Here is a 26,006-nt window from a genome sequence, read left to right on the forward strand (position 1 = left end):
GAAAGATGGCTCGTGCCCTTCACCAGATTCTGCAGAAACAGGTCGAAGGCGCGCTGCTCCGCGTCCCGCAGCAGCACCTGCAGACGGTACAATTCCAGCCGCGTATCCTCGCCGATGTCGTCGTTCACCGGCCTGGCGGATGGCCGGGGCCTGGTCTGAGCCGACCGAGTAACTTCGCGCTCCCTAACCATCAGCTTTCCAGCCCGGAGGGTACATTCTTTTTTTCACTCTTGAGAGTCATGCCGGAAAATTCCGCCATGGTCTCGGCCATCTGTGCAAAGTCACCAGCAAGAATCATATCGGCGTTCTGTTTGGTGGCGGCTCGGCCCATATGCGACTGCAGCACCTCGCGCGTTGCCGCGGTGATCGGCATCGGAATGTCCCATTCGCGGCCGAGTTCCAGTCCCAGATCGAGGTCTTTTCGCAATAATTCCGGCGTGAACGTGGTCTTCCAGTCCAGGTTAACGAGTGCCGGGGTCTTGTACGCAGTGAACATCGAGCCCATTACGCTGTTGTTTATGAAGGCCAGGAACGCGTGACGCGGAACCCCCATCTTGTTTGCGAGCAGGGTGATCTCGATGAGATTTTCGATGACGACACCGAGCATCACGTTATGAGCAATCTTGCAGATCCGGGCCAATTCCCCGTCGCCGACATAGGAGACGCATTTCGGCGCGAAGACCTCGATCAACGGCATCACAGCCTTCGCTCGCGCCTCCGGTCCGGACACAACCGCGGACAGTTTTCCCGCTTTGATAACTTGGCCGTTGCCTGAAACGGGTGACGCGATGAAATCAATGCCCTTCCTATTCAAGCGCTCGCGAATGCGGACCGAATCGTCGACCGAAATGGTCGAGCAGTCGACAAAGGTTCCAGGCAGCTTGCCGTTGGCTTTGGTGACGATGCCGTTCTCACCGAAATAGATTTCCTCCAGATCGGAGCCGGTCGAAACAATGGTGAAGAGAATATCGACGCCCCCAAGGTCAACCGGATTATCAACGACCTTGCCGCCGAGCTTCGCAAGAGGCTCCGCCTTCGACTTCGTGCGGTTCCAGATCGAGACATCATGGCCAGCGGTCAGAAGGCGTTCGGCCATCTGGTAGCCCATGCGGCCGACACCGATCCAGCCGAGTTTTTGCGTGTTCGCGGACATCGTCATGCTCCTAGAAAGTGCGATCCTCGCGCCCTGCGAAGATCAAGATCTCAATACTTCGCCGAGATCGGCAGGTCCTCGGCCGGGAACAGCGAGATCACGCGGCAGCCCTTGTCGGTGACCACGACCTCTTCCTCGATGCGCGCGCCGGAATAGCCGTCGGTCGCCGGGCAATAGGTCTCGATCGCGAACACCATGCCTTCCTTGATCTCGGTCGGATGGTCCATCGACACCACGCGCGAGATGATCGGCCGCTCGTGCAGCGCAAGCCCGAGGCCGTGCGCGAATTGCAGGCCGAAGGCGCTCATCTCGTCGGGGAAGCCGAACTCGCCCGCCACGGGGAAGGCTTCGGCGATATGCGCGGTCGAGGCGCCCGGCCTGATGCGATCCATCGCATTGTCGAGCCACTCACGCGCCTTCCTGTAGGCGTCACGCTGTGAGTCGGTCGCCCGCACCACGTTGAAGGTCCGGTAATAGCAGGTGCGATAGCCCATGAAGGCCTGCAGGATGTCGAAGAAGGCCTGGTCGCCCGGCCGGATCAGGCGGTCCGTGAAGTTGTGCGGATGCGGATTGCAGCGCTCTCCGGAAATCGCGTTCACCGCTTCCACGTCGTCGGAGCCGTGGGTGTAGAGGAACTTGTTGACCTCGGCGACGATGTCGTTCTCGCGCACGCCCGGCCGCAGCTTCTCGTTGATCAGGTCATAGGCGCCGTCGACCATCGCGGCGGCGCGATTGAGCAGCGCGATCTCGTCGATCGACTTGATCTCCCGCGCCTCCAGCATCACCTGCTGGCCGTCCTGGACTTTCAGGCCGGTCTTCTCCAGTTCGAACATCATCGGCGGCTCGATGATGTCGACGCCGAGCGGCATGTCGGCGACGCCATGCTCGCGCAGGATCGCGGCGATCTCCTCGGCATGGCGCTTCATCAGGCCGGAATCCGGATGCACGGTGCCGCGCAGGCCGACAAGGCCAGCCTTGCAATTCTCCGGCTTGAGCCATGGCGAATAGAGTTTGTGGTGCACGGCGGCCGAGCCGAAATCCCAGATGATCGGATCGGGCGAGCCGCGCGTCAGCAGCGCCCAGCGTGAAAGCTTGTCGCGCTCCCATTCGCCGATCTTGGTCGAGGTGAGATAGCGGATATTGTTGACGTCGAAGACCAGCAGCGCGCCGAGATCGGACTTCTCCAGCGCCATGCGGGCCCGGCTCAGCCGGTAATTGTGCAGGCGCCGGTAATCGACCCGCTCCTCGAAATCCACCCCCATGATGCCGAGCGAAGGCAGGGCACGGCCCCAATTGTAACGCGGATTGATGTCTTCGGCGCTGACCTTGCGGATGGCGCGAGTCATATCGTCCATCGAGGACCTCTCGAAAGGAAAAGTCCCGGCGACGTCAGCACGCTGAGGCGCCGGGAAGTTTAGCAGTCAGACCGACGGGAGGAAGCCGTCAGCCGCTGAGACCCGGGTGGCAGACCCACTCGGGGAACCGCACTAGGCGACCGACTTGGCCGGCTCCGATTTCGACTTCGCCCAATAATCGGGAGCTGCCTTTGACTTGGTGAGCTCATCCATCGTCTTGAAGCCGGGCGCCATCGAGGCATCGGTACCCGCAAGAACCTGGTGATGTTCGATGTTGAGCGTGCGAAGCCAGCGCTGCTGACCCATGGTGATGGCGACGAAATAGCCGATTTCGACAATTTCCGGCTCGGAGAAATGCGCATGCAACCGCGCCCACAGCCTGTCGTCGGCCGGCAGGTCCCAGGTAATGCATTCAGCGTAGGCGAGCGCCGCTTTCTGCCTGTCGTCGTAGCGGGTCGAGGACTCGAAATTGATCAGGTCCTTGTAATCTTCCTCGATCAGGCCGGCCTTCGCCGACTTCATGGAGCGCTGGTTGCCGCAGAATTCGCAGAGAACCGATCGCGACACATAGATGCGGCACAGCTCCTTGATGTTGTGTTCGGCAACGCCGGTATGGAACACGTCGCGCCAGGTATTCGCAAAGGACCAGAAGGTTGCCGGCACATGGGCGCGGATCGCCTGGCTCTCGGGGCGAGGAGTACCCTCGCGGCGGCAGCGATCCAGTTCCTTCAACATCGCTTCGTCTTTGATCGTGGCCGGGTCGACATAACTGATACGGGGAGCCATGGGCGTTTCTCCTATCGTGAGCGGCGGATTCTCAGCCTGCGCGATGCGCGGGATAATTTGCAAACGTTTGCAGACACAAACTGGCTTGTTACAGGGCCCCTGTCAACTTACTTGACGCCCACGGCTACGCTAAATTTGCAATCGTTTGCTAACTCCTTGGCCAATCTCACGGAATTGCCCTAGAAGAAGCCTGCATGAAGTCCCCCTCCAATAATCAAGTGACGATGAAGGACGTGGCGACCGCAGCCGGCGTCCACTTTTCCACGGTCTCGCGCGCGCTCAATCCCGCGACCCGCGACTTGGTGAAGCCGCAGATCGCGACGCGAATCCTCGATACGGCGCGGCAGCTCGGTTACCGCACCAATTCCCTGGCCTCGAGCCTGCGCACCAAGCGCTCCCGCGTCGTCGGCGTCGTCGTCCCCGACATAGCGAGCCTTTTGTTTCCGCCGATCCTCGAGGGCATCGAGCATGCACTCCTGAAGGAAGGATACATGACGATCGTGGCCAACTCGGCCAACGATCCGGACCGTCACCGCCGCATTCTCGCGGGCATGATCGAACGGCAGGTCGACGGTCTGATCATCGCATCCGCGACCCTGCACGATCCAATTCTTGACGAGTGGCTCAAGAACCGTGCGCCAATCGTACTCATGAACCGCACCGATGAATCCGGACGCGCGCCCGCTGTCATCAACGACGATATTCGAGGAATTGGCCTCGCGGTAAGACACGTCGCGGAGCTCGGACACAAGCGGATCGCGCATATCGCGGGTCCCGACTATCTCTCGACCGGCGCCGAGCGCCTGCGCGGCTTCCGTCTCGCCTGCAGCGAATTGTCGATTCCGAAGATGAAGCATTCGGTGGTTCATGCATCGGCCTTCACGCGCGAGGCCGGTCGCGCCGCCTGTCACGAATTGCTGGCGAAGAACCGCGCGGTGACGGCCATCGTCGCGGCGAACGATCTGATCGCGCTCGGCTGCTACGACGTCTTTGCGGAAAAGGGCATCTCCTGCCCCAACGACATTTCCGTCACCGGCTACAACGACGCCCCATTCGTCGACCTGGTTCGGCCCGCACTCACCACCGTGCGGATCAATCAGCGCGAGATGGGACTGGAAGCAGCGCGAATTCTGCTTGCCAGGATGTCGGGCCATAACGCGGTTGCAGATATTCTGCTGCGGCCTGAATTCATCAAGCGCCGGTCCACCAGCGCGCCACGGAAATAACCCCCATACGCGCCCCAGACGTCGAATCGCTCCGGCAGGCTCCCTGCCCTGCCGCAGTTTTCGATTGGCATTTCCGGGTTTGGTCGTATAGTTTTTTGCAAACGATTGCAGACCGGATCCTCGATTTCAGGTTCCGGCGAATGAACCCGAGGGGGAGGCCCATGACCAAACTTCTACGGATCGCGTTCGCGGCGGTTCTTCTGACGCTCTCAGGCTATCCGATTGCCGCACAGAATGCGGCGACCTACCCGACGCAGGTCGTCAAGATCATCGTCCCATTCTCGGCCGGCAGCCTCACCGACATGCTGGCACGGACGCTCAGCGACAAGCTCGGCGCAACATGGAAGCAGCCGGTCGTCGTCGAAAACCATCCTGGCATTGCCGGCACGGTACTCGCCGCCAAATCGGCAGCCGACGGTCATACCCTTCTGCTGACGTCGAACGGACACACCATCATCAAAAGCATCAATCCCAGCATTCCGTTTGACCCGGCCCGGGACTTCGTCGGCGTCACAAAGCTCGTCTCGATGCCGATGATCATGATCGCGCCGCCGACGGCGGACCACGACTCGGTGCAAAAGATAGTGGCGCGAGCGCAATCCAGGCCCGGCGCCATGAGTTTCGCTTCCGCCGGTCTCGCCAGCGCGGCCTATATCGCGGGCGAATTGTTCAAGAAGACCAAGAATCTCGATATCGTGCACATACCCTACAAAGGCACTCCGGACGCGCAGACCAGCATTATGCGCGGTGATACCGACTTCTTCTTCTCCCCCGCGGCTTTGAGCGACGGGCTGATCAATACCGCCAAGGTGAAGGCATTGGCGGTCACCGGTACGGCGCGCGTGCCAAGTCTCCCGGATGTGCCGACCTTCAGGGAGGCCGGTGTCCCGGAATATGAATACGATGCGTGGTTCGGCCTGCTTGCGCCTGCCAGTACGCCGCAAGACGTGCTGGACAGGATCAGCAAGGATGTTGCGACCGCGATGGCGGAGCCGGATGTGCGCGATCGGCTGGCCAAGCAAGGCACCACCGTCGCGACATCGACGCCTACCCAGTTCACCGATATCCTGCGCAAGGATACCGACCGCTTCAGCGCCATGTTGAAAAAGTAGCCGCGTCGCTACGATGACCCTGTGGCAGCCCTTGTGCCTCGCCGCGCGCCGCTTTCGTCAGTGCGCGGATTCGCGTAGCGAGGCTTCATGTCCGCGGGCGATGTCCACGTTCGCGAAACAGACTCTCGAACACCGATCGTATCCATCTGTTCGCCGTATCTCGGTGAAATCGGTTGTGCCAATATTGGAAGATATCGATCTTTGGCAACCGAATCGGCGGACGAATGATCTCAAGGTTCAGGTCGTCAGCCAGTACCGTCGCGATTGACTTTGGCAAGGTCGCAACTGCGTTGGTATGCTTGGCCACGATCGCGGCGGCTAGGAAAATCGGAACCCGGCAGACGATTCGCTCCGGCGGAATTGCGGATTCAACCGCCTGCTCGGCGAGCTTGTGGGAATGGCCGGTACCCATCGTCGAGACCAGCACATGATTTTCGGCGGCGAATTCCCGGAGCGACGGACTGCCCGAGAGCCGCGGATGACCACGGTTGACGACGCTGACATATTCTTCGAGCCACAGGAACTGACGTCGAATGCTCTTGGGTAGCGACGGGAACGATCCCATCGCAAAGTCGATCGTGCCCGTTTCGAGCCACGACTCGAGATGTTCCCCCTCCAGTTGCACGAGTCGCAGCCGCACATGCGGCGCCTCCCGCGTCACGCGCTCGACAAGCGGAGGCAGCAACTTGATCACACCCGCATCGACGACACAGAACTGAAAAGTCCGCGCCGAAGTCTTCGGATCGAATGCGGCGTGATCGACACGCAACGCACGCATGCTCCCAAGGACGTCCACGATCGGCCTCGCGAGTTCAAGCGCCTTGGGCGTCGGCTCCATCCGATTGGAGACCCGAACGAAAAGCGGATCGTTGAAATAGACCCGCAGGCGGCTCAGCGTCTTGCTCAATGCGGGCTGTGTGACGTCGAGCGCCTTGGCGGCACGCGTCAGGCTACGCTCATGCAATAGCATCTCGAACACCCGCAAGTGGTGCACGTCGACGCTTTCCGAATAACTTTTTGGAATGGAATTTATAGCCATTAGCTTATAGTATAAGCCGCTTTCAGGCCCTAGGCTAGCCGCAACGATCAAAGAGCCAAGAACACCAGGGCTCCAGGGCAGGGAAACGTCGCTATGGATAACATCGCGCCGGCAGCGCGTCCGCCAGTGCCCGGACCGGCGTGCGAGCGCGCCCGCATTCTCGCGCCGGAGGTCACGGTTTCCGATTTTGAGTTTCGGGACGCGATGTCCAAATTCACGACAGCCGTCTCGGTGATCGCGACCGACGGTGTCGCCGGTTTGGCGGGCCTCACCTGCTCTGCCGTCTGCTCGGTGAGCGACAGCCCGGCGACGCTTGCGGTCTGCATCCATGGGGGCAGCTCGGCGAACAGCATCCTCAAGGCAAATCGCGTCCTGAGCGTGAATTGCCTGCACACCGAGCAGCGGGAGCTGTCTCAGGCTTTTGCCGGCGTCGGCAAGCTATCGGTGGCCGAACGTTTCGCGATGGCCAATTGGGAAGTGCTGACCACAGGCGCCCCCTGCTGCAAGGACGCCCTGGTCGTCCTTGATTGCAGCATCGTCGACGTTCGTGACGTCGGCACGCATAGCGTGTTCATCGTGACGGTCATGGCAACGGCCAAATCCCAGAATCGCCAACCTCTGGTCTATCGGCAACGCAACTACGCAACGACGTGTTCGCTATAGGCCGAAATCCGAGGCAACACATACACGCAAGCGGAGAGCAAGATGCTTCGAACCGGCGAACACTATCTGAAATCCCTCAATGACGGCCGAGACGTCTGGGTCGGCGATACCAAGGTCGACAATGTCGCAACCCACCCGCTGACCAGGGACTATGCCCAGCGCACGGCAGAATTCTTCGACCTGCATCGCCGGCCGGACCTCCAGGACGAACTGACTTTCGTCGACGAAAAAGGTGTCCGCCGCTCGATGATGTGGTTCCTGCATCGCAGCAAGGACGACCTCGTCCGCAAGCGCAAATATCTCGAATTCATCATGCGCCATTTCGTGGCGGCGTCGATGCCGCGCACGCCGGATGCGCAAAACTACATGCTGGTGACCTATATCGACGATCCCGAGCCGTGGGAAAAAGCTTCGATCGGCGCCGACGGTCATGGGCTTGCCGACAACATCCGCAATTTCTGGCATTTCGCGGTTGAAAACGACCTTGTCGTCGCCCCGCACTTCGTCGATCCGCAGGCAGACCGCTCCGATCCCGATGCGCACGCCACCTCGCCCGCGCTGCGCATCGTCAAGACGACCGATGAAGGCATCGTGGTCAACGGCGTGAAGGCAATCGGCACCGCGTCGGCCTTCGCGGATTATCTGCATCTCGGCGTGTTCTTCCGGCCCGGCGCCAAGGGCGACCAGATCATCTACGGCGTCTGCCCGGCGAACCTGAAGGGCATCACGATCGTTTGCCGCGGCAGCGTCGTGTCGGACGATCCGGTCGAGCATCCGCTGGCATCGCAAGGCGACGAACTGGACTCGACCATCCTGTTCGACAATGTGCTGATTCCGTGGAAATACGTCTTCCATATCGGCAACCCGGATCACGCCAAACTCTATCCGCAGCGCGTGTTCGACTGGGGCCATTATTACGCGCTGGTGCGCCAGGCGGTGCGCGCCGAGCTGCTCGCCGGCCTCGCCATCCTGATGTGCGAGCATCTGGGCACCTTCAAGATCGACGCCGTGCAGACGCGCCTCGCCAAGCTGATCGGCTTCCAGCAGTCCACCTTCGCGCATGTTCTGGCGTCGGAGGACCAGGGCTTTCATACGCCCGGCGGCCTCTACAAGCCGGACATCCAGCTTTTCAACTGGGGCCGCGTCTACTTCCTCTCGCACATGGGCTCGATGATCGACGAACTGCTCGACCTGTGCGGCCGCAGCGCCATCATGTTCCCGACCGAGCAGCAATGGCACAATCCGCAGATGCGCCCCTGGCTCGAAAAGCTCAACAAGGGCGCATTCGGCGAGCCCTATGATCGAATCAAGATCGCGCGCGTCATACGCGATCTCTACCTGACCGATTGGGGCGGCCGCATTTCGATGTTCGAGAACTTCAACGGCACGCCGCTTGCGACTCTCCTGTCGCTGACGATGAAGCGGGCGGAGTTCACGGGCACCGGCCCATTCGCGGAATTCGCACGCAAGATTTGCGGAATCGAAATTCGTCGCGACGGACCGTCCGAATACAACACGACCGCTGACTATGCCAGGGCGCAGGACGCGGGCCGCCGCGAGAGCAAGCGCGTTCCGGTTCAGGCTGCCGAATAAGGTTTGACTCGGCGACGAGGCAACAGTGGTTGCTGCGTTGGCGGGACGAAGCCAAGCCAGGTGATGACACTTGATGGCAAGCAGGGCATCGACATTCGCGATCCCGATCGCGGTTCAACCTTCCGCTCCGGCCGGAGCGGGAGGTCCGCCGTCCCATATTCAGGTAATCCAGATGGCGATTGCGATCCGGCAGTCGCGCGAAATCTGCGCCGCCGCGAAGCCTGAAACCGCTGATCTGCCCGCCAACGGTATGAAGACGGCAACGCCGCAGACCATCGCGGAGGCGATGCCCGTGTAACACATCGCAATTTCGGACAACAACGAGCACGTCACCAAGGCGCGCCAAACGCATCAAAGGGAGGAAAGAATGACACGTTCAGGTTCTCTACGGTCCATTGCGGCGGCGGCGGCGCTGCTGGTTTCGGCCGATCTCGCATGGACGTCCGCGGCCAGCGCGAAAGAGCTCAAGCTTGCGACATTCCTGCCGCCAACCCATGCGATCACCAAGCTCTACGAGGAGCTTGCCAAGGAGATCGCCGAGGAAAGCAAGGGCGATCTGACGATCAAGGTCTTTGCCGGCGGCACGCTCGGCGCCGGCCCGTTCCAGCAATATCAGCGCGCGGTGGAAGGCGTCGCCGATATCTTCGACATCTGCCACGCCTTCCACGCCAAGGTCTTCGGTCGCACCATGCTGATCGTGCTGCCGGGTGCCTCGACCTCAGCGGTTGACGCGACCGAACGCATGTACTCCGCCGAGAGCCTGCTCGCACCGGACTACCGGCTGGTCAAGAACGTTTACATGTACGCCGTGACACAGGCCGTGCTGACTTCAAAAGAGTCGCCAGTGAGGACGATCGACGACTTGAAAGGCAAGAAGGTCTTCACCCCCGGCGCAGCCTTCGCGCCGACCATCTCGGCCTGGGGTGGCACGCCAGTCCCTATGGCGCTCGAAGAAATGTACAACGCGCTATCCACGGGCGTTGTCGACATGGTGGCGCTGCCGGCGACCTCGCTCGGTCCCCCGTTCCGCCTCGGTGAAGTCGCCAAGTATTCGAGCGTCGGCGTATCCGGCCTGTTCAACCCCTGCGGCGCGATCATGAACAAGGCGAGCTATGCCGCACTGACGCCCTCGCAGAAGGCCATTTTCGACAAGCACACCGGCAAGGCGCTCGCAATTCGTGCCGCCAAGATTTTCGACGGATGGGCGGCCGCCGCCATGAAGGGCGCGCAGGAAAAAAACAGGTTGCAGCGCGTCGACCTCGCTCCGGAGGTCCGCCAGAAACTGCGCGATGCGGCAAAGCCGGTCATCGACGCGACCATCGGCGGCCTCGAAAGCGCGGGCGTCAAGGATGCCCGGCAGATCTATGACACGATGAACAAATAGGCGAGTACAAGCGGCCCGGTTGGCGGCGGTGGCGGTAGCAATGCCGTCGCCGCGGCCGTTCGCAACACCCGGTTTTGGGAATCAAGATGCTCGACTGGATCAACCGGATCGTCCGCGCCTTCGCCCTGTGGTTTGGCGGCTTCGTCCTGCTCGCGCTGCTGACGCTGACGGTCATCGACGTGTCCGGCCGATATTTCTTCAACTGGCCGGTCTACGGGTCGCTTGACCTCTATGGCGCTCTGCTTGCTTCCGTCGTCGCGGTCTCGATCCCCTATGGCCAGCGGACCGGTGCGCATGTCTCGGCCGACGTTTTCGCCCATCTCACCGGCCCGGCCGTCGAGCGCGTCATAGCTATCCTGGTTCGCCTCGTGACCGCATCGGCGGGCGCGTTATGGGCGGGGTATCTCTATCGTGCCGGAAACACCGCCGGTTTGCTCGAGGAGTCGACGCAGCTCCTCGGCATTCCCTTCCAACTGATCTACTACATCCTTGCCGTCGGCATCGGGCTTTACGCGATCGTTCTGTTTGCCGAGTCAGCAGTCCTGATCGCGACCGGTCGAGTTGAGCCGCTCGTCGACCGCAGCCAGGCCACCATGGTGTCCCCCGATGAGTAACGTGGCAATCGGCCTGATCGGCCTTGCCGGTCTCTTCGTGATGTTCGTGCTGCGCGTTCCGGTTGGCATGTCGATGCTCATCTCCGGCACATTGGGCACGCTGGCGATTCATGGCTGGAAGCCTGCCATGTCTTCGCTGACCAGCGAAACCTTCGCGATCGCAAACTATTCGCAGCTCGTCGTGCTGCCGATGTTTGTCCTGATGGGCAATCTGGCCGGCGCGTCCGGCATGGGTCGGGATCTCTATGCCGCGGCTTATACGTGGATCGGGCACATCCGCGGCGGCCTCGCTTCGGCGACCATCGTGGCCTCGGCGTGCTTCGCCGCCATGAGCGGCTCCTCTGCAGCCTCGGCCGTCACGATGGGCCGCGTCGCGCTGCCGGAAATGCGCCGCTTCAAATATGACGACCGCCTTGCCACCGGCACCGTCGCCGCCGGCGGCACGCTCGGTTTCCTCATTCCGCCAAGCGCGGGCTTCGTGATCTACGCGGTGCTGACCGATCAGTCGATCGGTCAGCTGTTTCTGGCGGGCGTCATACCCGGCATCCTGCTTTCGACGCTGTTCGTGATCGCCATCACGATCATGACTTATGTCAATCCGAACATCGGCCCAGCCGGACCCAAAACCACGTTCGCCGAAAAGCTCGACGCAACGAGAAAATCGGTCGCCATTGTCGCCGTGGTCGGGCTTGTCATCGGCGGCATGTATTTCGGAATCTTCACGCCGGTCGAGGCTTCCGGCATCGGCGCCTTTCTGACCATCGTGGTCGCCGCACTGCGTCGCCAGCTGTCATGGCCGGTTGTCAAAGCGGTGGTCCTGCAGACCGTCAGGACCTGCGCCACGATCTTCCTGATTCTCATCGGCGCCTACGTCTTCATCCCCTTTATGGCGCTGTCACAGGTTCCGAGCTTGGTCGTCGGCTACCTCATAAGCCTCGACCTCGGCCCGACCGGCCTTCTGATCCTCATTATCTGCATCTACATCGTGCTCGGCTGCTTCATGGAAGGATTCTCCATGATGGTGCTGACGTTGCCGATCGTGCTGCCGCTGCTGGCGCATCTTCAGGTCGACCTGATCTGGTTCGGGGTCATCGCCATTATCGTGATCGAAATGGGCCTGATCAGTCCGCCGATCGGGCTCAATGTCTTCATCGTCAAGGGCATCGCGCCCGACGTACAGATGAACACGATCTTCCGCGGCATCTGGCCATTCTGGATTGCGATGGCCGTCTGTATCGCAATGCTGATGGTGTTCCCGGACCTCGCACTGTTCCTGCCAAGATCCATGTTCAACTGATGCTAGGGGTCCGGCCAATCCGACCCCACCGACACGGAGGAGACCATGCAAGGACTTTACCCCAACGACGCCTCGATGCTTGACAGCATCGGACGCCTGCTGATCGTCGCGTTCTTCGTGATCGTGGGCCTGCGCAACCTGCAAAAGCATCACATCGAAGATCACGTCAAGCGCCTCGGATTTTTCAAGTGTCCGATGCCGCACGCCGCGTTCTGGATCGGTACGATCATGGAACTGGTCGGGTGCGCCATGATTCTGGTCAACTGGCATGCCGCCATCGGCGTGATTTTGTTGATCGTCTTTACTGTCGTCGCTTCGCTCCTGCTGCTGCGCTTCTGGGAAATGGACGACCCGATGAAGCGCACCGGGATGCAGAACGGTTTCCTGGCGAACATCGCCGTAACCGGCGGCCTGCTGCTGTTGCTCCAGAACGTAAGCTGATCGACGGAGCTGGTTCCATGACGACGAGTGCCGTCGACACGCGCCTTGGCCCGCTACCACTCCGGCACGAGCCGGAATTGGCGGACGAGTTCGACACCATGGTCAGAACGCTAGGCTTTGTTCCGAACAGCGTTCTGACCATGCAGCGCAAGCCCAAACTGGTGAAAGCGTTTGCGCATCTACAGCGTGTCATCTGGGATCCCGAGAGCCTCGTCGATCGGGGTCTCAAGCGGCTTGTCGTACACATGGCGAGCCGCGTCGTGGGTGATGCCTACAGCATGGCCCATACCGCGAGCGGCGCGCTGCATTTCGGAATTTCCGGCGAGAAGCTGGCTGCGATCGTGAATTTCGACACCAGCCCGCTTTACAGTCCCGCCGAGCGCGCAGCGCTCGATTTCGCGATGGCAGCAAGTTCGCAACCGAATGCCGTCAGCGACGACACGTTTGTGGCGCTGCGCACATACTGGAGCGAAGAGCAGATTGTCGAGATCGTCAGCGTGATTGCGATGGCAGGCTTCTTGTCCCGATGGAACCAGACCTTTGCGACGCCGCTTGAGACGGAATGCTTTGAGGTCGGCGAAAAATACCTCGCGCCTCTCGGCTGGAACCCGGGAAAGCACCGGCGCTAGGCGCATGCGACCATTCCAATTCAACCGCCGGAACGCTCTGACCGGTGATGCGACACTGGCCGCCCTTGGCGCGAACGGTTTTGACGTGAGCGACGGCTGGACCCAAACGACCGCCCGCATGCCGCGCACGACGCTGCCCGAGCGAGGCGACATCGTTTTCCGCACCGCCTACGTGATGACCATGGACACAGCCGGCGACGTCAGCGATGCCGACGTCCATGTGCGCGACGGCGAGATCGTCGCCGTCGGCCGGCAGCTCAATGCGCCAGGGGCGGACGAGATCGACGGACGCGGATGCATCATCCTTCCGGGTCTCGTGGAGACGCATTGGCATATGTGGAATACGCTGCTTCGGGCGATGTCCGGAAATGAACCGCGATACGGCTATTTTCGCAGTACCGCCGTCCTTGGCCAGAAGTACACGCCAAACGACATGTATCTCGGAACGCGCCTGGCGGCGGCGGAGGCGATCCATTCCGGCATCACGCACGTCCATAGCTGGTGCCACAATATCCGGTCGGATGAGCATGCCGAGGCCGACATTCAAGCACTCAAGGACTCGGGATTGCGGGCACGCTTTTCCTACGGACCGCGGCAGGGCCAGCCAAACGACAAAGCAATAAACCTTCGCAATCTGGAACGCCTCAGCGCGAACTGGACGCTCTATTCCGATGACGGCCTTCTTACGCTGGGTATGGCCTGGCGCGGCCAAGGCGGAAACAATCCTGCGACGGCCGTTCCGGAAAGCGTCTGGAAGGAAGAACTTGAGGCTGGCCGCGCGCTTGGCCTGCCGATCTCAGTGCATGTCTCGGGATCGCGCGCTGCCGCAGGGCAGATCGACGCAATCCACAAGGACAGACTTCTCGGCAAGGACATGCAGCTCATTCATGCTGCCTTTGCGAGCGACCGTGCTATCGAAGCGATTGCTGCGTCAGGCGCCTCGGTGAGTCTATCGCCCTACTCGGAAATGAGAATCGGGTTCGGGTTGCCGAGAGCAATGGAGTTTCTTGCGGCAGGCGTTCCGCTTGGCCTGTCGGTAGACACCGTCGAGCTAACCGGCAATGCCGACATGTTCGGCATCATGAAGCTGCTCCAGAGTGTCGAGAACGCGAAGAGCGAAGACGAGTTCAGGCTGGGCGCGCGACGTGTCCTCTCACTCGCAACGATCGAAGGCGCCCGCGCGATGGGCATATCCGACACCGTCGGATCAGTGACGGTCGGAAAGCGCGCCGATCTGATCATGGTATCAACAAGTGACGTCAATCTCGGCGTATTTGGAGACCCTGCCCATATGCTCGTGACCGCAGCGCAGCCCGCAAATGTCGACACCGTGATGGTCGACGGCCGCGTTCTAAAGCGCGGCGGCAAGCTTACTGCTTTCGATGGACATGAGGTTGCGGCAGAAGCGGCCGCGGCGAGCGCTGCTCTACGCCGTCGGGCCAATTGGCCAATCTGAAGCAAGCGCGAAACGGAGCCGACCCTTGAGTGAGACGATACGAACAAAATTTCTGATCATCGGCGGCGGACCGGCCGGCTACACGGCGGCGATTTATGGAGCGCGAGCCAATCTGCAGCCGATTCTGTTGCGAGGCGATCAGCCCGGCGGACAGCTTTCCATCACCACGGATGTTGAAAATTACCCCGGTTTCTCCGATGTCGTGCAGGGGCCGTGGCTGGTGGCCGAGATGGAGAAGCAGGCCGAGCATGCCGGCGCGTCGATCCTGCAGGACACCATCATGTCTCTGGATCTGAGTGCGAGGCCGTTTCTTGCAATCGGCGAGAACGGCTCCTATGCGGCCGACGCGATTGCCATCTGCACGGGCGCCCGCGCGCGCTGGCTTGGCCTGCAAAGCGAAGAGTTCTTTCGTGGATGCGGCGTCTCCGCCTGTGCGACCTGCGACGGCTTCTTTTTCAGGAACAAGGACGTCGTGGTCGTGGGTGGCGGCAACACCGCGACGGAAGAAGCACTTTATCTGTCAAGGCTTGCGAAGTCTGTCACGCTGGTTCACCGCGGCGACAGGCTGCGCTCGGAGAAGGTGCTTCAGCAGAAGCTGTTCGACAATCCCAAGATCCGGGTGATCTGGAGCCACGTCGTGGAAGAGATTCTTGGCGATCACGCACCCCGGAAGGTGACCGGTTTGCGCTTGCGCGATCAGACGAGCCATGTCGAGCAACTTCTGGCCGCCGACGGAGTGTTCGTTGCGATCGGTCACGACCCGGCTACCGGGCCTTTCCGGGACACGGTGGCATGCGATCCAGGCGGCTATATCAAGACGCGGCCGGGCTCGGCCGTCACCAGCGTGCCCGGCGTGTTTGCCGCTGGCGACGTCGTCGATTACACGTACCGTCAAGCAGTCACCGCGGCCGGCATGGGTTGCATGGCCGCGCTCGATGCCGAAAGGTTTCTTTCGGACCAGCAGCCATAGCAATTGCACGCTTGAGCAGGAGCCGGCGGAGCGCCCAATTCGGTAGCCGATGATCCAAGGGGCGCGCTCGAACCCCTCAGCGCAACGCTCTATGTGTGACGCACCGAGGCGCTGAGCAACTGTTCCAGGGCGCTCCGGTCCTGTTTCAGGATGTGGCTTGCCCCGGAGAAAGCGATGCGTCCTCGATCCAGGACAAGCGCATGCTCGGTCATCGCCAAGGCCATCTCGGCTTTCTGCTCGACCAGAATCATGGTCACCCGGGACTGGCGCTGAATATCCTGCAGCGCCGAAATGACGGCTTCGACGATGACCGGCGCCAGGCCTTCAAGCGGCTCATCGAGCAGAAGGATTTTGGGGCCGCCGGCCAGCGCCCGGCCGATGGCCAGCATTTGCTGCTCGCCGCCCGACAGCCGGTTGCCGGTATTGCCGCGCCGTTCTTTCAGACGCGGGAACAGGTTGTAAATCGAATCGAGCGACCAGCCGCCTGGTAGCATCGATACCGCCAGATTCTCCTCAACCGTGAGTGAACTGAAAATCTCGCGCTCCTGCGGGACATATCCGATGCCGAGGCGGGCTCTGAGGTGCAGCGGCATGTTCTCGATCCGCCTGTCGCCCAGAGAGATGGTACCGCCATGTCGATCGGTCATGCCCATGATCGTCGTAAGCAGGGTGGTTTTGCCGACGCCATTGCGGCCAAGAAGCGCAATCGCGGCTCCGGCCGGAACATCGAGGCTGACGCCGTCGAGCACGACGGTCTCGCCATACCCTGCCACCAGATCGCGTATCGACAGCCCGACACTCATGCAATTGTCTGCCCGAGATACACAGCGCGTACTTCCGGATTGCTGCTGATTTCGGACGGAGTTCCGCGCATCAGCAGCCTCCCCTGGACGAGGACGATGATTTCCCGCGCGAACCGGAAAATGAGCTCCATATCGTGCTCGACGATCAGGATCGCGATCTCGGCCGGGAGCCGCCCGAGCACTTCGTGGATGACATGCGCCTCGGACGCCGGGATACCGGCTCCGGGCTCGTCGAGCAGCAACACCTTTGGCTTCAAAGCGAGCGCAATCGCAATTTCCAGAAGCCTCTGCTCGCCATACGACAGATGGCGGACTTCACGATTGCTGGCACAGCCGAGCCCGATCTCGTGCAATCTGTCCTGCGCCTCATCGAGGCACTGACGCCATTGCCGCGTATAGCGGATGGCGCGCCACGCGTATCGCTCGCGCTCGGCAATCGCAATCGCGACATTGTCCCTGACACTGCTTTCCATCAACAATGCATTGATCTGATGCGTCCGCGCGAGCCCGCAACGCACACGATCTTCGGGCCTTGCACGCTCGATGGATATCCCGGCCATTTCGATCGTACCGGAGTCCGGCGTCAGAAAGCCGGTCAGGAGATTGACAAAGGTGGTCTTTCCGGCGCCGTTGGGCCCGATCAAGCCAACGCGCGCGCCGGCGGCTAGATCGACATTGATGCCTTGCGCAACGACAATCGCGCCAAACGCCTTGTTGAGGTCTCGAACCGAGAGCACAGGCGCCGTCATGGCTTGCCCGCCGTACCTGTGAGCTTGCGCCACACCTGCTGCGCCGCGGTGCCGAGATCCATCAATCCTCCCTGCAGGAAGAGGACTGTGGCGATCAGCATGATTCCGACAACAAACTCCCAGAAATGCGGACTGATTTTCGCGGTCGCATCCTGGACCACGTAATAGACTGCCGCTCCGATAAACGCACCGTAAAGGCGCCGTGTCCCGCCGAGGATCAGCATCACGGTGACAATGCCGGATGTCAGCAGGCTCAGAACCGACAAGCCAACGAACCGCGTCGCATGAGCCGACAAGGCGCCTGCAGAGCCAGCCATCGCCGCTGACAGCGTATATATGGCAAGAAGCCTCCACCACACCGGCGTGCCGATCGCCCGCATGCGCCGGGGATTCTGCCTGATTCCGTCCAGCGAACGGCCGAAAGGAGAGCGAACAATGCGCCAGGCTATGACGAACCAGACAAACAGCACAACCGCCGTGTAGACGTAAGCGGTATACCCATAGAAATTGAATTCGAAACGTCCGAAGAGCGGATCGATCTTGATCCCCTGAAGGCCGTCGTCGCCTCCCGTCAGCCAGCGCGCCTGATTGGCAAACTCAAACGTCAGCGAGACGATCACGATCGTCAGCATGAGGAGCGTAACACCGGTCGTATGCAAAATCAGAGCCCCGGTAATGAGGCCGAATGCAGCAGCGGCCGCTATCGCGAACAAATGGCCCTGGAGCGCGTCGGGAGAGACATGGATCGCGTAAAGACCGGCGGCATATGCACCCACTCCGAAAAACGCCGCCTGGCCGAGCGTGATGATCCCGGCAACGCCAAGCGCGAGATCGAGCGACAGCGCAAACAGGATCCAGATCATCACCTGCGTACCGAGCCCGAGATAGTCGGACGCAAGAAAGAAATAGCCGGTCGCGATAAGCCACGGCAGCGCGTGGCCAGCCATCGTCAGCGGCGTGCTTGTTGAACCTCCGATCTCGGCGTTCGGCGTCGTCATGTCATGCAGCCGATCTTGCAGGATAGAGACCGGCGGGGCGCCAAAGCAGCAGGAAGAACACCGCCGTATAAAGGAGATATGGCGCCGCCTGCGCGAAGAAGTACTTCCCGATCGTATCGATCATCCCAAGCGCCAGCGCCGCGACAAGCGAGCCCTTGAAGCTCCCCTCTCCTCCGACGATCACCACGACGAGGAAGAGCGCGAGATAGCGGAAGCCGTAGGACGGCTCGAGCGCAAGGATTCCTGCGCCGATCGCACCGCCAAAACCTGCGAGCGCGCATCCCGCGGCAAAGGTGCCCGTGAAGAGGAGGTTCACATTGATGCCGACCGCCCGCGCCATGCTCGCGTTGTCGACGGCCGCGCGCAGACGCGCGCCATAGAGAGAATTATCGATCAGATACCAGAGCGCGACGGCAATGACCGCGCCTATCCCGATCAGGAAAAGACGATACGCCGAGTATGTCCGAAATCCGATGTCGATCGGCGACGTCAGATATGACGGAAATTGAACCGGGTACGGAAAGGCGCCGAAAATCTCGGTTATGAGAGACGCACCGACAAACACGATGCCAATCGTCAGCAGCACCTGCGACAGCTCGCTCTTGCGGTATAGCGGACGATACAGCGTGACCTCGGTGGCCGCGCCGATGATGCCAGGAACAACCGCGGCCGCAAGCAAGGCGAGATAGAAATTGCCGCCGCGCTGCGTCAGATAGGCGGCGACATAGCCGCCGATCATCGCAAACAGCCCGTGCGCGAGGTTGACGACCCGCATCAGACCCATCGTGATGGTCAATCCAACGGAGATGATGAACAGGATCATCCCGAAGGACAGGCCATCCAAAAGGATGGTCAGCCAGAAACCGAGCATCTAGCGCCCCGGCTGCAATGGGTTGCAACACATGCGGAAGACCATGGCAGGGCTATCACCGTCGTCCTGTTTCTCACCGATGCCCGGATGCATCGCGAGGTTCTACCCGCTGGACAGCTGACCGGAAGGCGGGGCGAAAGAACCGCCGCGCTTCCGGTCATCCCGATTCCGCAACTACTTCTTCGCCGGATTTTCCAGCTTCCACGGATCCTTCATCATCTCCACGGTTGCAATATCGATATTCTGCAGCTTGCCATCGACCTTCTCGATCCGGCGGATATAGATGTTCTGGACAATGTCCCGCTCCTCCGGATCGATCAGGATCGGACCGCGCGGGCTTTTCAACTGCTTGCCGGTCATCGCCTTGATGAGCGTCAACCCATCCGCCGACGCGCCGACTTCGCGCAGCGCGGTGTAGATCAGGTTGACACCGTCCCAGGCACCGACCGACGCGATATCCGTAACGCCTTTCGCGCCGAACAGCTTCGAGAGCTGCGCACGCATTTCGGCATTTTCCGGCAGCTTGTTCGTCTCGGTATAGTGCAGCGCCGAGATCGTGCCGACGATATCGTCAGGGAAGTTCGGCAGATAAAGCTCTGCGAACTCGCTCTGCCCGAGCAGCTTGATGCCGGCCTGCTTGAGCCCGCGCTCGACATAGGCCTTCACGAACGAAATCGACGGTGCACCGCCCGGCTGGAACATATAAAGAGCGTCCGGCTTCGCCTGCAGCGCGCGCTCAAGATAGGCCGAGAAGTTCGTCTCCGACAGCGGCGTGCGGGCCGATCCGATGATCTCGCCGCCAGCTGCCTTGAACGCCTTGTGGAACGCCGTCTCCGTATCGATGCCAGCGGCATAATCGCTGACGATCGTGTAGACGCGCTTGATGCCATTCTCGGCAGACCATTTTCCGAGGGCGGCGCCCCATTGCGGCAGCGTGTTGCTGACGCGCACGTAATACGGTGAGCCGCGCGTGATCGACGCGGTGGATGCATTCATGATCAGGACCGGCACTTTTGCCTGCGTCGCGATTTCGGCGACCGCGATCGCATGATGCGACAGCTCGAAGCCCGCGATCATCCTGACCTTCTCGCGCAGCACGAGCTCTTCCATCAGCTGCTTGGCCTTGTCCGCTCCGGCACTCGCGGCATCGCGATAGACGAATTGAACCTCGATCTCCTCGCCTTTCGGGCCCTTCACCGTTTTGCCGTGGAGAGCCTGATACGCCTCGATGGCGTTCTGAAACTGGGATCCCCAGGTCGCGAACGCGCCTGTATAGGACGCAATGACGCCAACTTTGAAAATCTCCTTGGCGTTTGCCGCATGCGCGCCGAACAGAAGCGCAGCACCGGCGACGACGGATGCCATTATCCGCATTATTCCCTCCTGTTGTAATCCTCGGCCGTTATTCTTCGGCAACGCAAGAGAGGCCGGTTCTTCCTGCTAGCGCCAAACCTGTTCCGCGACTTCGACGACACGCCCGAGCTTGGCCTCCTGCTCCGCGAATGTGAGAGGATTGCCACGATACGAACTCGCGAACCCGCATTGCGGACTCAAGGCCAATTGCTCAATGCCGACGACCTTCGACGCCTCGTCGATCCGGCTGCGCAACGTATCGACGCTTTCGAGCACCGGTGTCTTGCTTGACAGCAATCCCAGAACGACGATCTTGCCTTTCGGAAGATATCGTAGCGGACCAAAACCACCGGCGCGGTCGGTATCGTATTCCAGGAAATAGCCGCTGACATTGGTGCGATTGAAGAGAATGTCGGCGACCGGCTCATAGGCTCCTTCGGCAACCCAGGAGCCCTCCCTGTTGCCGCGGCACGTGTGTACGGTCACCGTGACTTCCGGCGGAAGCCCGGCGATCACGGCATTGATCTTGTCGGCATAGGTATCGAGCAGCGCGTCGGGGTCGTATCCACGAGCCGTAACATAAGCGCGGTGCGCCGGGTCGCACAAATAGGCGAAGCAGACATCATCGAACTGGATATAGGTCGCGCCGGCCTCAACCAGGCTGCGCAACTCCTGACGATAGGCCTTGATGAGATCGGCCCAGAATTGCTCCATGTCATCATAGGGTGTGCCATCGAGCTTGCCGGAATTGGCGAGAAAGTAATGTGCGAGATTCGGCGCGGGAATGCAGACCTTCGGTGTCTGGCGCGTATTGGCCTTCAGGAACTCGAATGCGGCCAGAACCGCGCTCTTTTTCCACCGTATCGGCTCGACAATCGCAATCGCAGACAGGTCTTCGGTCGCGTTCAGTTTTCCCTTCCACTTGAACGAGCCGACACCGGACTTGCTCGCCTTCATGCCGTCCCAGCTGAGAAACAGCTCGAGCATGAAGCTGCGACGCCGCAACTCTCCATCGGAGATCGACTGAAGCCCGACGCGCTCCTGCATCGCGATCACCGCGCGGACGCATTCATCTTCGACGGCGCGGAGTTCCTGGCTGTTGTGAGGTGCGAAATTGGTGTCGACGCCATGCGCCCCGAGGAGCCGCTCGCGCGCCTGTTTCAGCTCTTCCGGCCGCAGCAGGCTTCCGACATGGTCCGCGCGAAAAGGCGGCCGGGCACCGGCGGTTGTGAAAGATGCGGATCGCGGTTCGGCGTTCATTCAGCGCAGTCCCTGACGATTGCTGACATGAAAGCCCAGCGATCGCTTTGAATGTCCCGCATCCATTAACATGTTGCGACGCAACAATGGTTCGGGATACGTCTGTGGCGGGCATCTTATCGCCAGAGCAGGCCGGTGCCTTCGTATTCAGGTCTATTTCTTTCGAGACTAGGCCACGTCGCGACGGCCTTCCGAGGGTTCGACAAATCGTGCCGACAAGGGCGCCTGCGCTGCGGGCGACTTCAATGCCCGGCGATCCTGGCCAGCAACGCGTCCGGATCGTCCGGCAACGTGTCGCCTCTCCAGGCGATATATTGATCAGGTCTGATCAAAGCGAAGTCGCGGCCGTAGAGCGCACGCGCTTCCGGGAGGCCGACGTCCAAAATGCAGAGCGGCATCGCACGCGCGGCGGCGGCCCGTTCAAGTGCAGACGTATCCGCGCGATTTCCGTTCAGGCGAAGAAGCGTGAAGCCCTTTCCGAAACGGTCGAAAAGCGAGCTTCCCATGACGCGTTCCGCATCGAGCCAAAGATGCGGCGCACGGCCACCCGGAACGCCGCATGGGACATACTCGTCGTAGGTCTGCGGGAAGATATCGGCCGGAGGTTCGCCATCCGGAACAATCACCGGTGAACCGTCGTAACGGCCGCCGATCTGGACGCCCAGCGCATCGTGATGTTCGGGGCGCACGAAATGGTTCTTGCGAACGTAGGTCATGTTCGAAGCCGCGATGCGCGCCGCATCGCCCTTCGGACCGTCGGCCTCGATGTGTTCCGGCACGACGGCATCATGCATCATGGAGGCGTATTTTCGTGATGCGCCGGTGTTGCGCAGACCGATGGGCTTGCGTTCGATTTCATAAGTGTCGAGCAACCGGGGGCCACCCCAGCCCTGAAGAACCGCCGCGAGCTTCCAGGCGAGATTTGCGCTGTCGTCGATGCCGGTATTCATGCCGAAGCCGCCGGTCGGCGTGAACAGATGCGCGGCGTCGCCAGCAATCATGATGCGGCCGGCCTTGTAGCGCTCGGCCACGAGCGCCTGTCCTGCAGCCCAGGGCGAATAGCCGATGATGTGGACCGGCACGTCTTCACCAATCGATTGCTGGACCCAGCGCGCGATCTCCTCCTTGTCGACATCGGTCCATCCGGCCCGCGGCTTGACCAGCATCATGAACTCGTCGACGCCGTTGAGCGCGATGATGACGCCGCGCGTGTTGGGATCGGGGTTGACCGCCCAGTACATCCAGGCGCGGCGATGGCCGACAAAGCGGGGATAAAGGTCGGGAATGCGCATGTGGATCGAGAAGAATTGCCCGGACCAATAAGCCCCCTGCTTCTGGACGTCGCCTTCATATCCGATGCCGAGTGTCTTGCGGACGAATCCCCGCGCTCCGTCACATGCAACCGCATAATCGGAAATGAAGGTTGCTTCCGCGCTGCCATCTGTCTTGCAAGCATGAAACTGAACGCTGGTCTCGTCCTGGGTGAACCACTTCGCAGTCCAGCCGAAGCGAACGTCGATGTTCTTCGCAGCGCGGACCTTCTGCAGCAGAAAACGTTCCACATACATCTGATTGACATGGAACATTGGTTCCGGCGTCTGATCCGTTACCGGCTCGTCGCGCCGCATCGCGATCCGCTCGTCTCCGGTCGGCATCGGGAAGCGAAAGATCTCGTGCTTGCTCAATCGCGTAAAATAGGCCTGGTCGAATGGATGATCGGGCGGCAGCCCAAGCTTGCGCACCTCGTCCGAAAAGCCGAGCTGCCGGTAATGCTCCATGGTGCGTGCGTTCTGGCCATTGCCCTTTGGGTGCCAGCGCTCGTTCGGCTCGGTGTTGATGATCGTCGATTTGACTCCATAGAAGTCGAGATAGAGCGCGAGCACCAATCCTACCGGACCACCCCCGACGATCACAACCGGAGTCGTCACAGTCTCGCCTTGCATCACCGTCAATCCAGATCGCTGAAAGACGGACAGCGCCGCCCCGCGGTCACCATAGAGCGCGGCAGACTGGCTGCTTTAAAACGTGGGCCTACTTCTTTTGCGATTGGGCCAGCGGCGCCGACGCCGCTCACATGTCGCGCGCGTCCGCGCTGGACATGTAGTGGCTGGGAGGCACGCCCTGCAGACGCTTGAACATTGTCGTGAAGGCAGCCGGACTTTCGTAGCCAAGTTCGAAGGCGATCCGCGTGATCGGTTCGTTTGCGGCAAGTCGCGGCAACGATGCGAAGAGGCAGGCTTGCTGGCGCCAGGCAGAGAAACTGATCCCCGTCTCCTTCCGGAACAGTCGCGTGAAGGTCCGACGGCTCATGCCGAGTGCTTCACACCAGACCTCGATCGTGTCGCGCGGCTTCGGGTCGAGCACGAACGCGCGGCATCGCTCAGCCAGTCGAGGATGGGAGGGGAACTTGAGCTCCAGCGGCAGCGCCGGCAACAGTTTCAGCTCATGCAGCAGCAGCGACATGATCAGGCCGGACCGGCCGTTGCGGTCATATTCCGGTTCGATATCGATCGCTGCCGTCAAAAGACTGCGCATCAGGTTCGACACTTCGACAACCTGACAGGCCAGCGGCAACTCCGGCTCGGCCTTGGGGTCGACCCAAACAGTGACGGTCGTCACGTCGCTCACCATACGCAAATCGTGGACGACCCCACCGGGAATCCAGACCGCGCGCTCCGGCGGGACGATCCATCGTCCCTGTTCGGTGCCGACCATCATGATCCCGGACGCGCCGTAAACGAGCTGCGATCGCCGATGACGATGGGCGGGCATGACGTGACCGCTCGAAAAGTCATTGCAAATGACCACAACCGCACGCGCTATCGAGTCGTACTCGGCGAAGCGAGCATTTCTCATTTTTGGCCTACTCGCGAAAGAAATTGATACAACCATGAAAGCGGACATGACGCAATATGCGTCATGGCGGCGCAACCACAGGCGATGACCGTTCGCCATAGATGCCCTCGCTTTCAGGTTTGAGTCAGCTCCTTCGGGAGATGGACATGCGCAAGAGCAGGTTCACAGAAGAACATATCATCAAGGGACTGAAGGAACACGCTGCCGAATGCTGGCACGCGATCTGTGCCACAGGCACAGCATCAGCGATGCGCGCCACACGACAAGACCGTCACCGTGACCACGTGCAAGCGCATCTGCTTCAACCGCCGGGAGATGAATCTCAGCCAGGTCTTCGCTGGGAAAAGCGTCGGAACCAAACAGGTGAGCGACGAGACTTGGCTTGGTCTGAGCCCCGCGGTTCATCCAGCGATGAGGAGAGTTCCGGCGACATTGGAGCCCAGCGGGCTCGGTGGAGCAACGGGGCGGGGCGCGGAGCCCCTAGTGTAGCGCAGCGTTGCGGTGCTGGAGCGTTGCGAGCGGCAAATTCGGCCGGTGCGAGATTGCCCAGCGCACTGTGCGGACGGAGCATGATTGTAATCGTCTTTCCACGCGCTCAGCACGGTACTCATCCCGCTGATGTCACCCATCAATCAGTGGCGTCGGTTGAGCGTAGGATCGCAACACATCGCGATCTTCGATGGTTAAACCGCGACCTAAGCTGCGGACACCATGTTGCGTCAGAACCGAGAAACTCCTCGAAAGGTTCTCGGGCGTCATGCCCAGTAGTGAGGCCAGAGTGCGCTTGTCATATTCGAATGAGACATATCCATTGCCACCCTGCTGCGCATCGGCCTTGAGGATCCAGTTGGCCAGCCGCTCGCTGCCTGTGCGCTGCTTCTCGTTCTTCAGCGCACGCACGATGCTGCGATAGCGCATGGCGAGTTCATTCACCACGGCTCGGGCGAACGCGGAATCGCGCGAAAAAATATCGCGCGAGGCCTCTGCCGGAATCATCAGGATGCGTGCGTCGGTCAAGGTCCGCGCTGATTTGAGATAGGGCTCGTCCCGGACCACGGCCGCGAGAATGAACGTGGACAGCGGACCAAGGATATCGAGCGTGGTCTCCCGGCCGCAATGCTGTGCGTACAACTCGACGCTGCCCTCGACGACCACATGCAGGAAGTCCGGCAGCGCACCTTCGTGAATGAGTTCGACCCGCGCCGGGAAGCGTTGCAGCAACGCCGCCTCTGTCAGTCTGTCGAAATTTTCCGGCGCGATGTCATGAAACAGCGGTAGATCGCGGATCAGCTCGAGTTCGGCAATGCGCATGGGCTGACCCCCTCCAAAGCTTCTCATGCGGTGTTCGATAGATCGCGAATTTGGATTTATTGCAAATATCAATGCTTCGTTTGACAT

25 protein-coding genes and 1 pseudogene are annotated in these 26,006 nt (G+C 60.9%); 12 read left to right on the forward strand and 14 right to left on the reverse strand.

Annotation, left to right across the window (positions count from 1 at the left end):
* From AB7F49_RS23470 to AB7F49_RS23485, 4 genes and pseudogenes are all read right to left on the reverse strand, one after another.
* Nucleotides 1-191, reverse strand: a pseudogene (locus tag AB7F49_RS23470) (hypothetical protein); the annotation flags it as partial.
* The gene (locus AB7F49_RS23475; RefSeq protein ID WP_428526843.1) at nucleotides 191-1,153 is read right to left on the reverse strand and encodes an NAD(P)-dependent oxidoreductase; all 963 of its coding nucleotides are present in this window, start codon (nucleotides 1,151-1,153) and stop codon (nucleotides 191-193) included. The gene AB7F49_RS23475 and the pseudogene AB7F49_RS23470, both read right to left, overlap by 1 nt.
* A gap of 50 nt (nucleotides 1,154-1,203) precedes the next feature.
* Complete coding sequence (locus AB7F49_RS23480; RefSeq protein ID WP_428526907.1) at nucleotides 1,204-2,499, reverse strand: M24 family metallopeptidase; 1,296 nt, start codon at nucleotides 2,497-2,499, stop codon at nucleotides 1,204-1,206.
* 141 nt (nucleotides 2,500-2,640) lie between these two features.
* Nucleotides 2,641-3,294 carry a carboxymuconolactone decarboxylase family protein gene (locus AB7F49_RS23485; protein WP_428526845.1) on the reverse strand — a complete coding sequence of 218 codons (654 nt, stop codon included), beginning with the start codon at nucleotides 3,292-3,294 and terminating at the stop codon, nucleotides 2,641-2,643.
* 194 nt (nucleotides 3,295-3,488) lie between these two features.
* Between AB7F49_RS23485 and AB7F49_RS23490 the strand changes: the two genes are divergently transcribed.
* The gene (locus AB7F49_RS23490; protein WP_428526847.1) at nucleotides 3,489-4,520 is read left to right on the forward strand and encodes a LacI family DNA-binding transcriptional regulator; all 1,032 of its coding nucleotides are present in this window, start codon (nucleotides 3,489-3,491) and stop codon (nucleotides 4,518-4,520) included.
* Nucleotides 4,521-4,681: 161 nt separating this feature from the next.
* Nucleotides 4,682-5,632 carry a tripartite tricarboxylate transporter substrate-binding protein gene (locus tag AB7F49_RS23495; protein WP_428526849.1) on the forward strand — a complete coding sequence of 317 codons (951 nt, stop codon included), beginning with the start codon at nucleotides 4,682-4,684 and terminating at the stop codon, nucleotides 5,630-5,632.
* Between the two features lie 85 nt (nucleotides 5,633-5,717).
* On the opposite strand, the gene AB7F49_RS23500 is transcribed toward AB7F49_RS23495, so the two are convergent.
* On the reverse strand, nucleotides 5,718-6,626 hold the full coding sequence (locus tag AB7F49_RS23500; RefSeq protein WP_428526851.1) for a LysR family transcriptional regulator: 909 nt from the start codon (nucleotides 6,624-6,626) through the stop codon (nucleotides 5,718-5,720).
* Nucleotides 6,627-6,764: 138 nt separating this feature from the next.
* Between AB7F49_RS23500 and AB7F49_RS23505 the strand changes: the two genes are divergently transcribed.
* The 10 genes from AB7F49_RS23505 to trxB all read left to right on the forward strand — a co-directional run bounded on the left by AB7F49_RS23505 (nucleotide 6,765) and on the right by trxB (nucleotide 15,718).
* Nucleotides 6,765-7,334 (forward strand): flavin reductase family protein, encoded by a 570-nt coding sequence (locus AB7F49_RS23505; RefSeq protein ID WP_428526853.1) that lies wholly within the window; start codon nucleotides 6,765-6,767, stop codon nucleotides 7,332-7,334.
* 42 nt (nucleotides 7,335-7,376) lie between these two features.
* Complete coding sequence (locus AB7F49_RS23510) at nucleotides 7,377-8,927, forward strand: 4-hydroxyphenylacetate 3-hydroxylase N-terminal domain-containing protein (RefSeq protein ID WP_428526855.1); 1,551 nt, start codon at nucleotides 7,377-7,379, stop codon at nucleotides 8,925-8,927.
* 172 nt (nucleotides 8,928-9,099) lie between these two features.
* Nucleotides 9,100-9,225 carry a hypothetical protein gene (locus tag AB7F49_RS23515; RefSeq protein WP_428526857.1) on the forward strand — a complete coding sequence of 42 codons (126 nt, stop codon included), beginning with the start codon at nucleotides 9,100-9,102 and terminating at the stop codon, nucleotides 9,223-9,225.
* Nucleotides 9,226-9,294: 69 nt separating this feature from the next.
* Entirely contained in the window at nucleotides 9,295-10,311 is a 1,017-nt protein-coding gene (locus AB7F49_RS23520; protein WP_428526859.1) for a TRAP transporter substrate-binding protein, read from the forward strand.
* A gap of 86 nt (nucleotides 10,312-10,397) precedes the next feature.
* Entirely contained in the window at nucleotides 10,398-10,925 is a 528-nt protein-coding gene (locus AB7F49_RS23525; protein ID WP_428526861.1) for a TRAP transporter small permease, read from the forward strand.
* Nucleotides 10,918-12,222, forward strand: a complete 1,305-nt coding sequence (locus AB7F49_RS23530) for a TRAP transporter large permease (RefSeq protein ID WP_428526863.1) — start codon at nucleotides 10,918-10,920, stop codon at nucleotides 12,220-12,222. Before AB7F49_RS23525 ends, AB7F49_RS23530 begins: the two co-directional genes overlap by 8 nt.
* A gap of 45 nt (nucleotides 12,223-12,267) precedes the next feature.
* The gene (locus tag AB7F49_RS23535) at nucleotides 12,268-12,663 is read left to right on the forward strand and encodes a DoxX family membrane protein (RefSeq protein WP_428526865.1); all 396 of its coding nucleotides are present in this window, start codon (nucleotides 12,268-12,270) and stop codon (nucleotides 12,661-12,663) included.
* 17 nt (nucleotides 12,664-12,680) lie between these two features.
* Entirely contained in the window at nucleotides 12,681-13,292 is a 612-nt protein-coding gene (locus tag AB7F49_RS23540; RefSeq protein WP_428526867.1) for a carboxymuconolactone decarboxylase family protein, read from the forward strand.
* 4 nt (nucleotides 13,293-13,296) lie between these two features.
* Nucleotides 13,297-14,748 carry an amidohydrolase family protein gene (locus tag AB7F49_RS23545; RefSeq protein WP_428526869.1) on the forward strand — a complete coding sequence of 484 codons (1,452 nt, stop codon included), beginning with the start codon at nucleotides 13,297-13,299 and terminating at the stop codon, nucleotides 14,746-14,748.
* Between the two features lie 25 nt (nucleotides 14,749-14,773).
* On the forward strand, nucleotides 14,774-15,718 hold the full coding sequence (gene trxB, locus AB7F49_RS23550) for a thioredoxin-disulfide reductase (protein ID WP_428526871.1): 945 nt from the start codon (nucleotides 14,774-14,776) through the stop codon (nucleotides 15,716-15,718).
* Nucleotides 15,719-15,807: 89 nt separating this feature from the next.
* On the opposite strand, the gene AB7F49_RS23555 is transcribed toward trxB, so the two are convergent.
* The 9 genes from AB7F49_RS23555 to AB7F49_RS23595 all read right to left on the reverse strand — a co-directional run bounded on the left by AB7F49_RS23555 (nucleotide 15,808) and on the right by AB7F49_RS23595 (nucleotide 25,919).
* Nucleotides 15,808-16,521 (reverse strand): ABC transporter ATP-binding protein, encoded by a 714-nt coding sequence (locus tag AB7F49_RS23555; protein WP_428526873.1) that lies wholly within the window; start codon nucleotides 16,519-16,521, stop codon nucleotides 15,808-15,810.
* On the reverse strand, nucleotides 16,518-17,270 hold the full coding sequence (locus AB7F49_RS23560) for an ABC transporter ATP-binding protein (RefSeq protein ID WP_428526875.1): 753 nt from the start codon (nucleotides 17,268-17,270) through the stop codon (nucleotides 16,518-16,520). The genes AB7F49_RS23555 and AB7F49_RS23560 overlap by 4 nt, the downstream gene beginning before the upstream one ends.
* On the reverse strand, nucleotides 17,267-18,268 hold the full coding sequence (locus tag AB7F49_RS23565) for a branched-chain amino acid ABC transporter permease (protein ID WP_428526877.1): 1,002 nt from the start codon (nucleotides 18,266-18,268) through the stop codon (nucleotides 17,267-17,269). Before AB7F49_RS23565 ends, AB7F49_RS23560 begins: the two co-directional genes overlap by 4 nt.
* Nucleotide 18,269: 1 nt before the next feature.
* Complete coding sequence (locus tag AB7F49_RS23570; RefSeq protein WP_428526879.1) at nucleotides 18,270-19,139, reverse strand: branched-chain amino acid ABC transporter permease; 870 nt, start codon at nucleotides 19,137-19,139, stop codon at nucleotides 18,270-18,272.
* Nucleotides 19,140-19,313: 174 nt separating this feature from the next.
* Nucleotides 19,314-20,504: an ABC transporter substrate-binding protein gene (locus tag AB7F49_RS23575; RefSeq protein WP_428526881.1), complete on the reverse strand. Its 1,191-nt coding sequence runs from the start codon at nucleotides 20,502-20,504 to the stop codon at nucleotides 19,314-19,316.
* A gap of 75 nt (nucleotides 20,505-20,579) precedes the next feature.
* Nucleotides 20,580-21,752, reverse strand: a complete 1,173-nt coding sequence (locus AB7F49_RS23580; protein ID WP_428526883.1) for a 5-methyltetrahydropteroyltriglutamate--homocysteine S-methyltransferase — start codon at nucleotides 21,750-21,752, stop codon at nucleotides 20,580-20,582.
* A gap of 242 nt (nucleotides 21,753-21,994) precedes the next feature.
* A complete protein-coding gene (locus AB7F49_RS23585; protein ID WP_428526885.1) occupies nucleotides 21,995-23,695 on the reverse strand; it encodes an FAD-dependent monooxygenase in 1,701 nt (566 codons plus the stop codon).
* A 127-nt stretch (nucleotides 23,696-23,822) separates the two neighbouring features.
* Entirely contained in the window at nucleotides 23,823-24,524 is a 702-nt protein-coding gene (locus tag AB7F49_RS23590) for an AraC family transcriptional regulator (RefSeq protein ID WP_428526887.1), read from the reverse strand.
* Between the two features lie 705 nt (nucleotides 24,525-25,229).
* The gene (locus AB7F49_RS23595; protein ID WP_428526889.1) at nucleotides 25,230-25,919 is read right to left on the reverse strand and encodes a cyclic nucleotide-binding domain-containing protein; all 690 of its coding nucleotides are present in this window, start codon (nucleotides 25,917-25,919) and stop codon (nucleotides 25,230-25,232) included.
* Nucleotides 25,920-26,006 lie beyond the last annotated feature (87 nt).

This window comes from Pseudorhodoplanes sp. (assembly GCF_050250235.1).
In the GTDB taxonomy this organism is placed as follows: Bacteria; Pseudomonadota; Alphaproteobacteria; order Rhizobiales; family Xanthobacteraceae; genus Pseudorhodoplanes.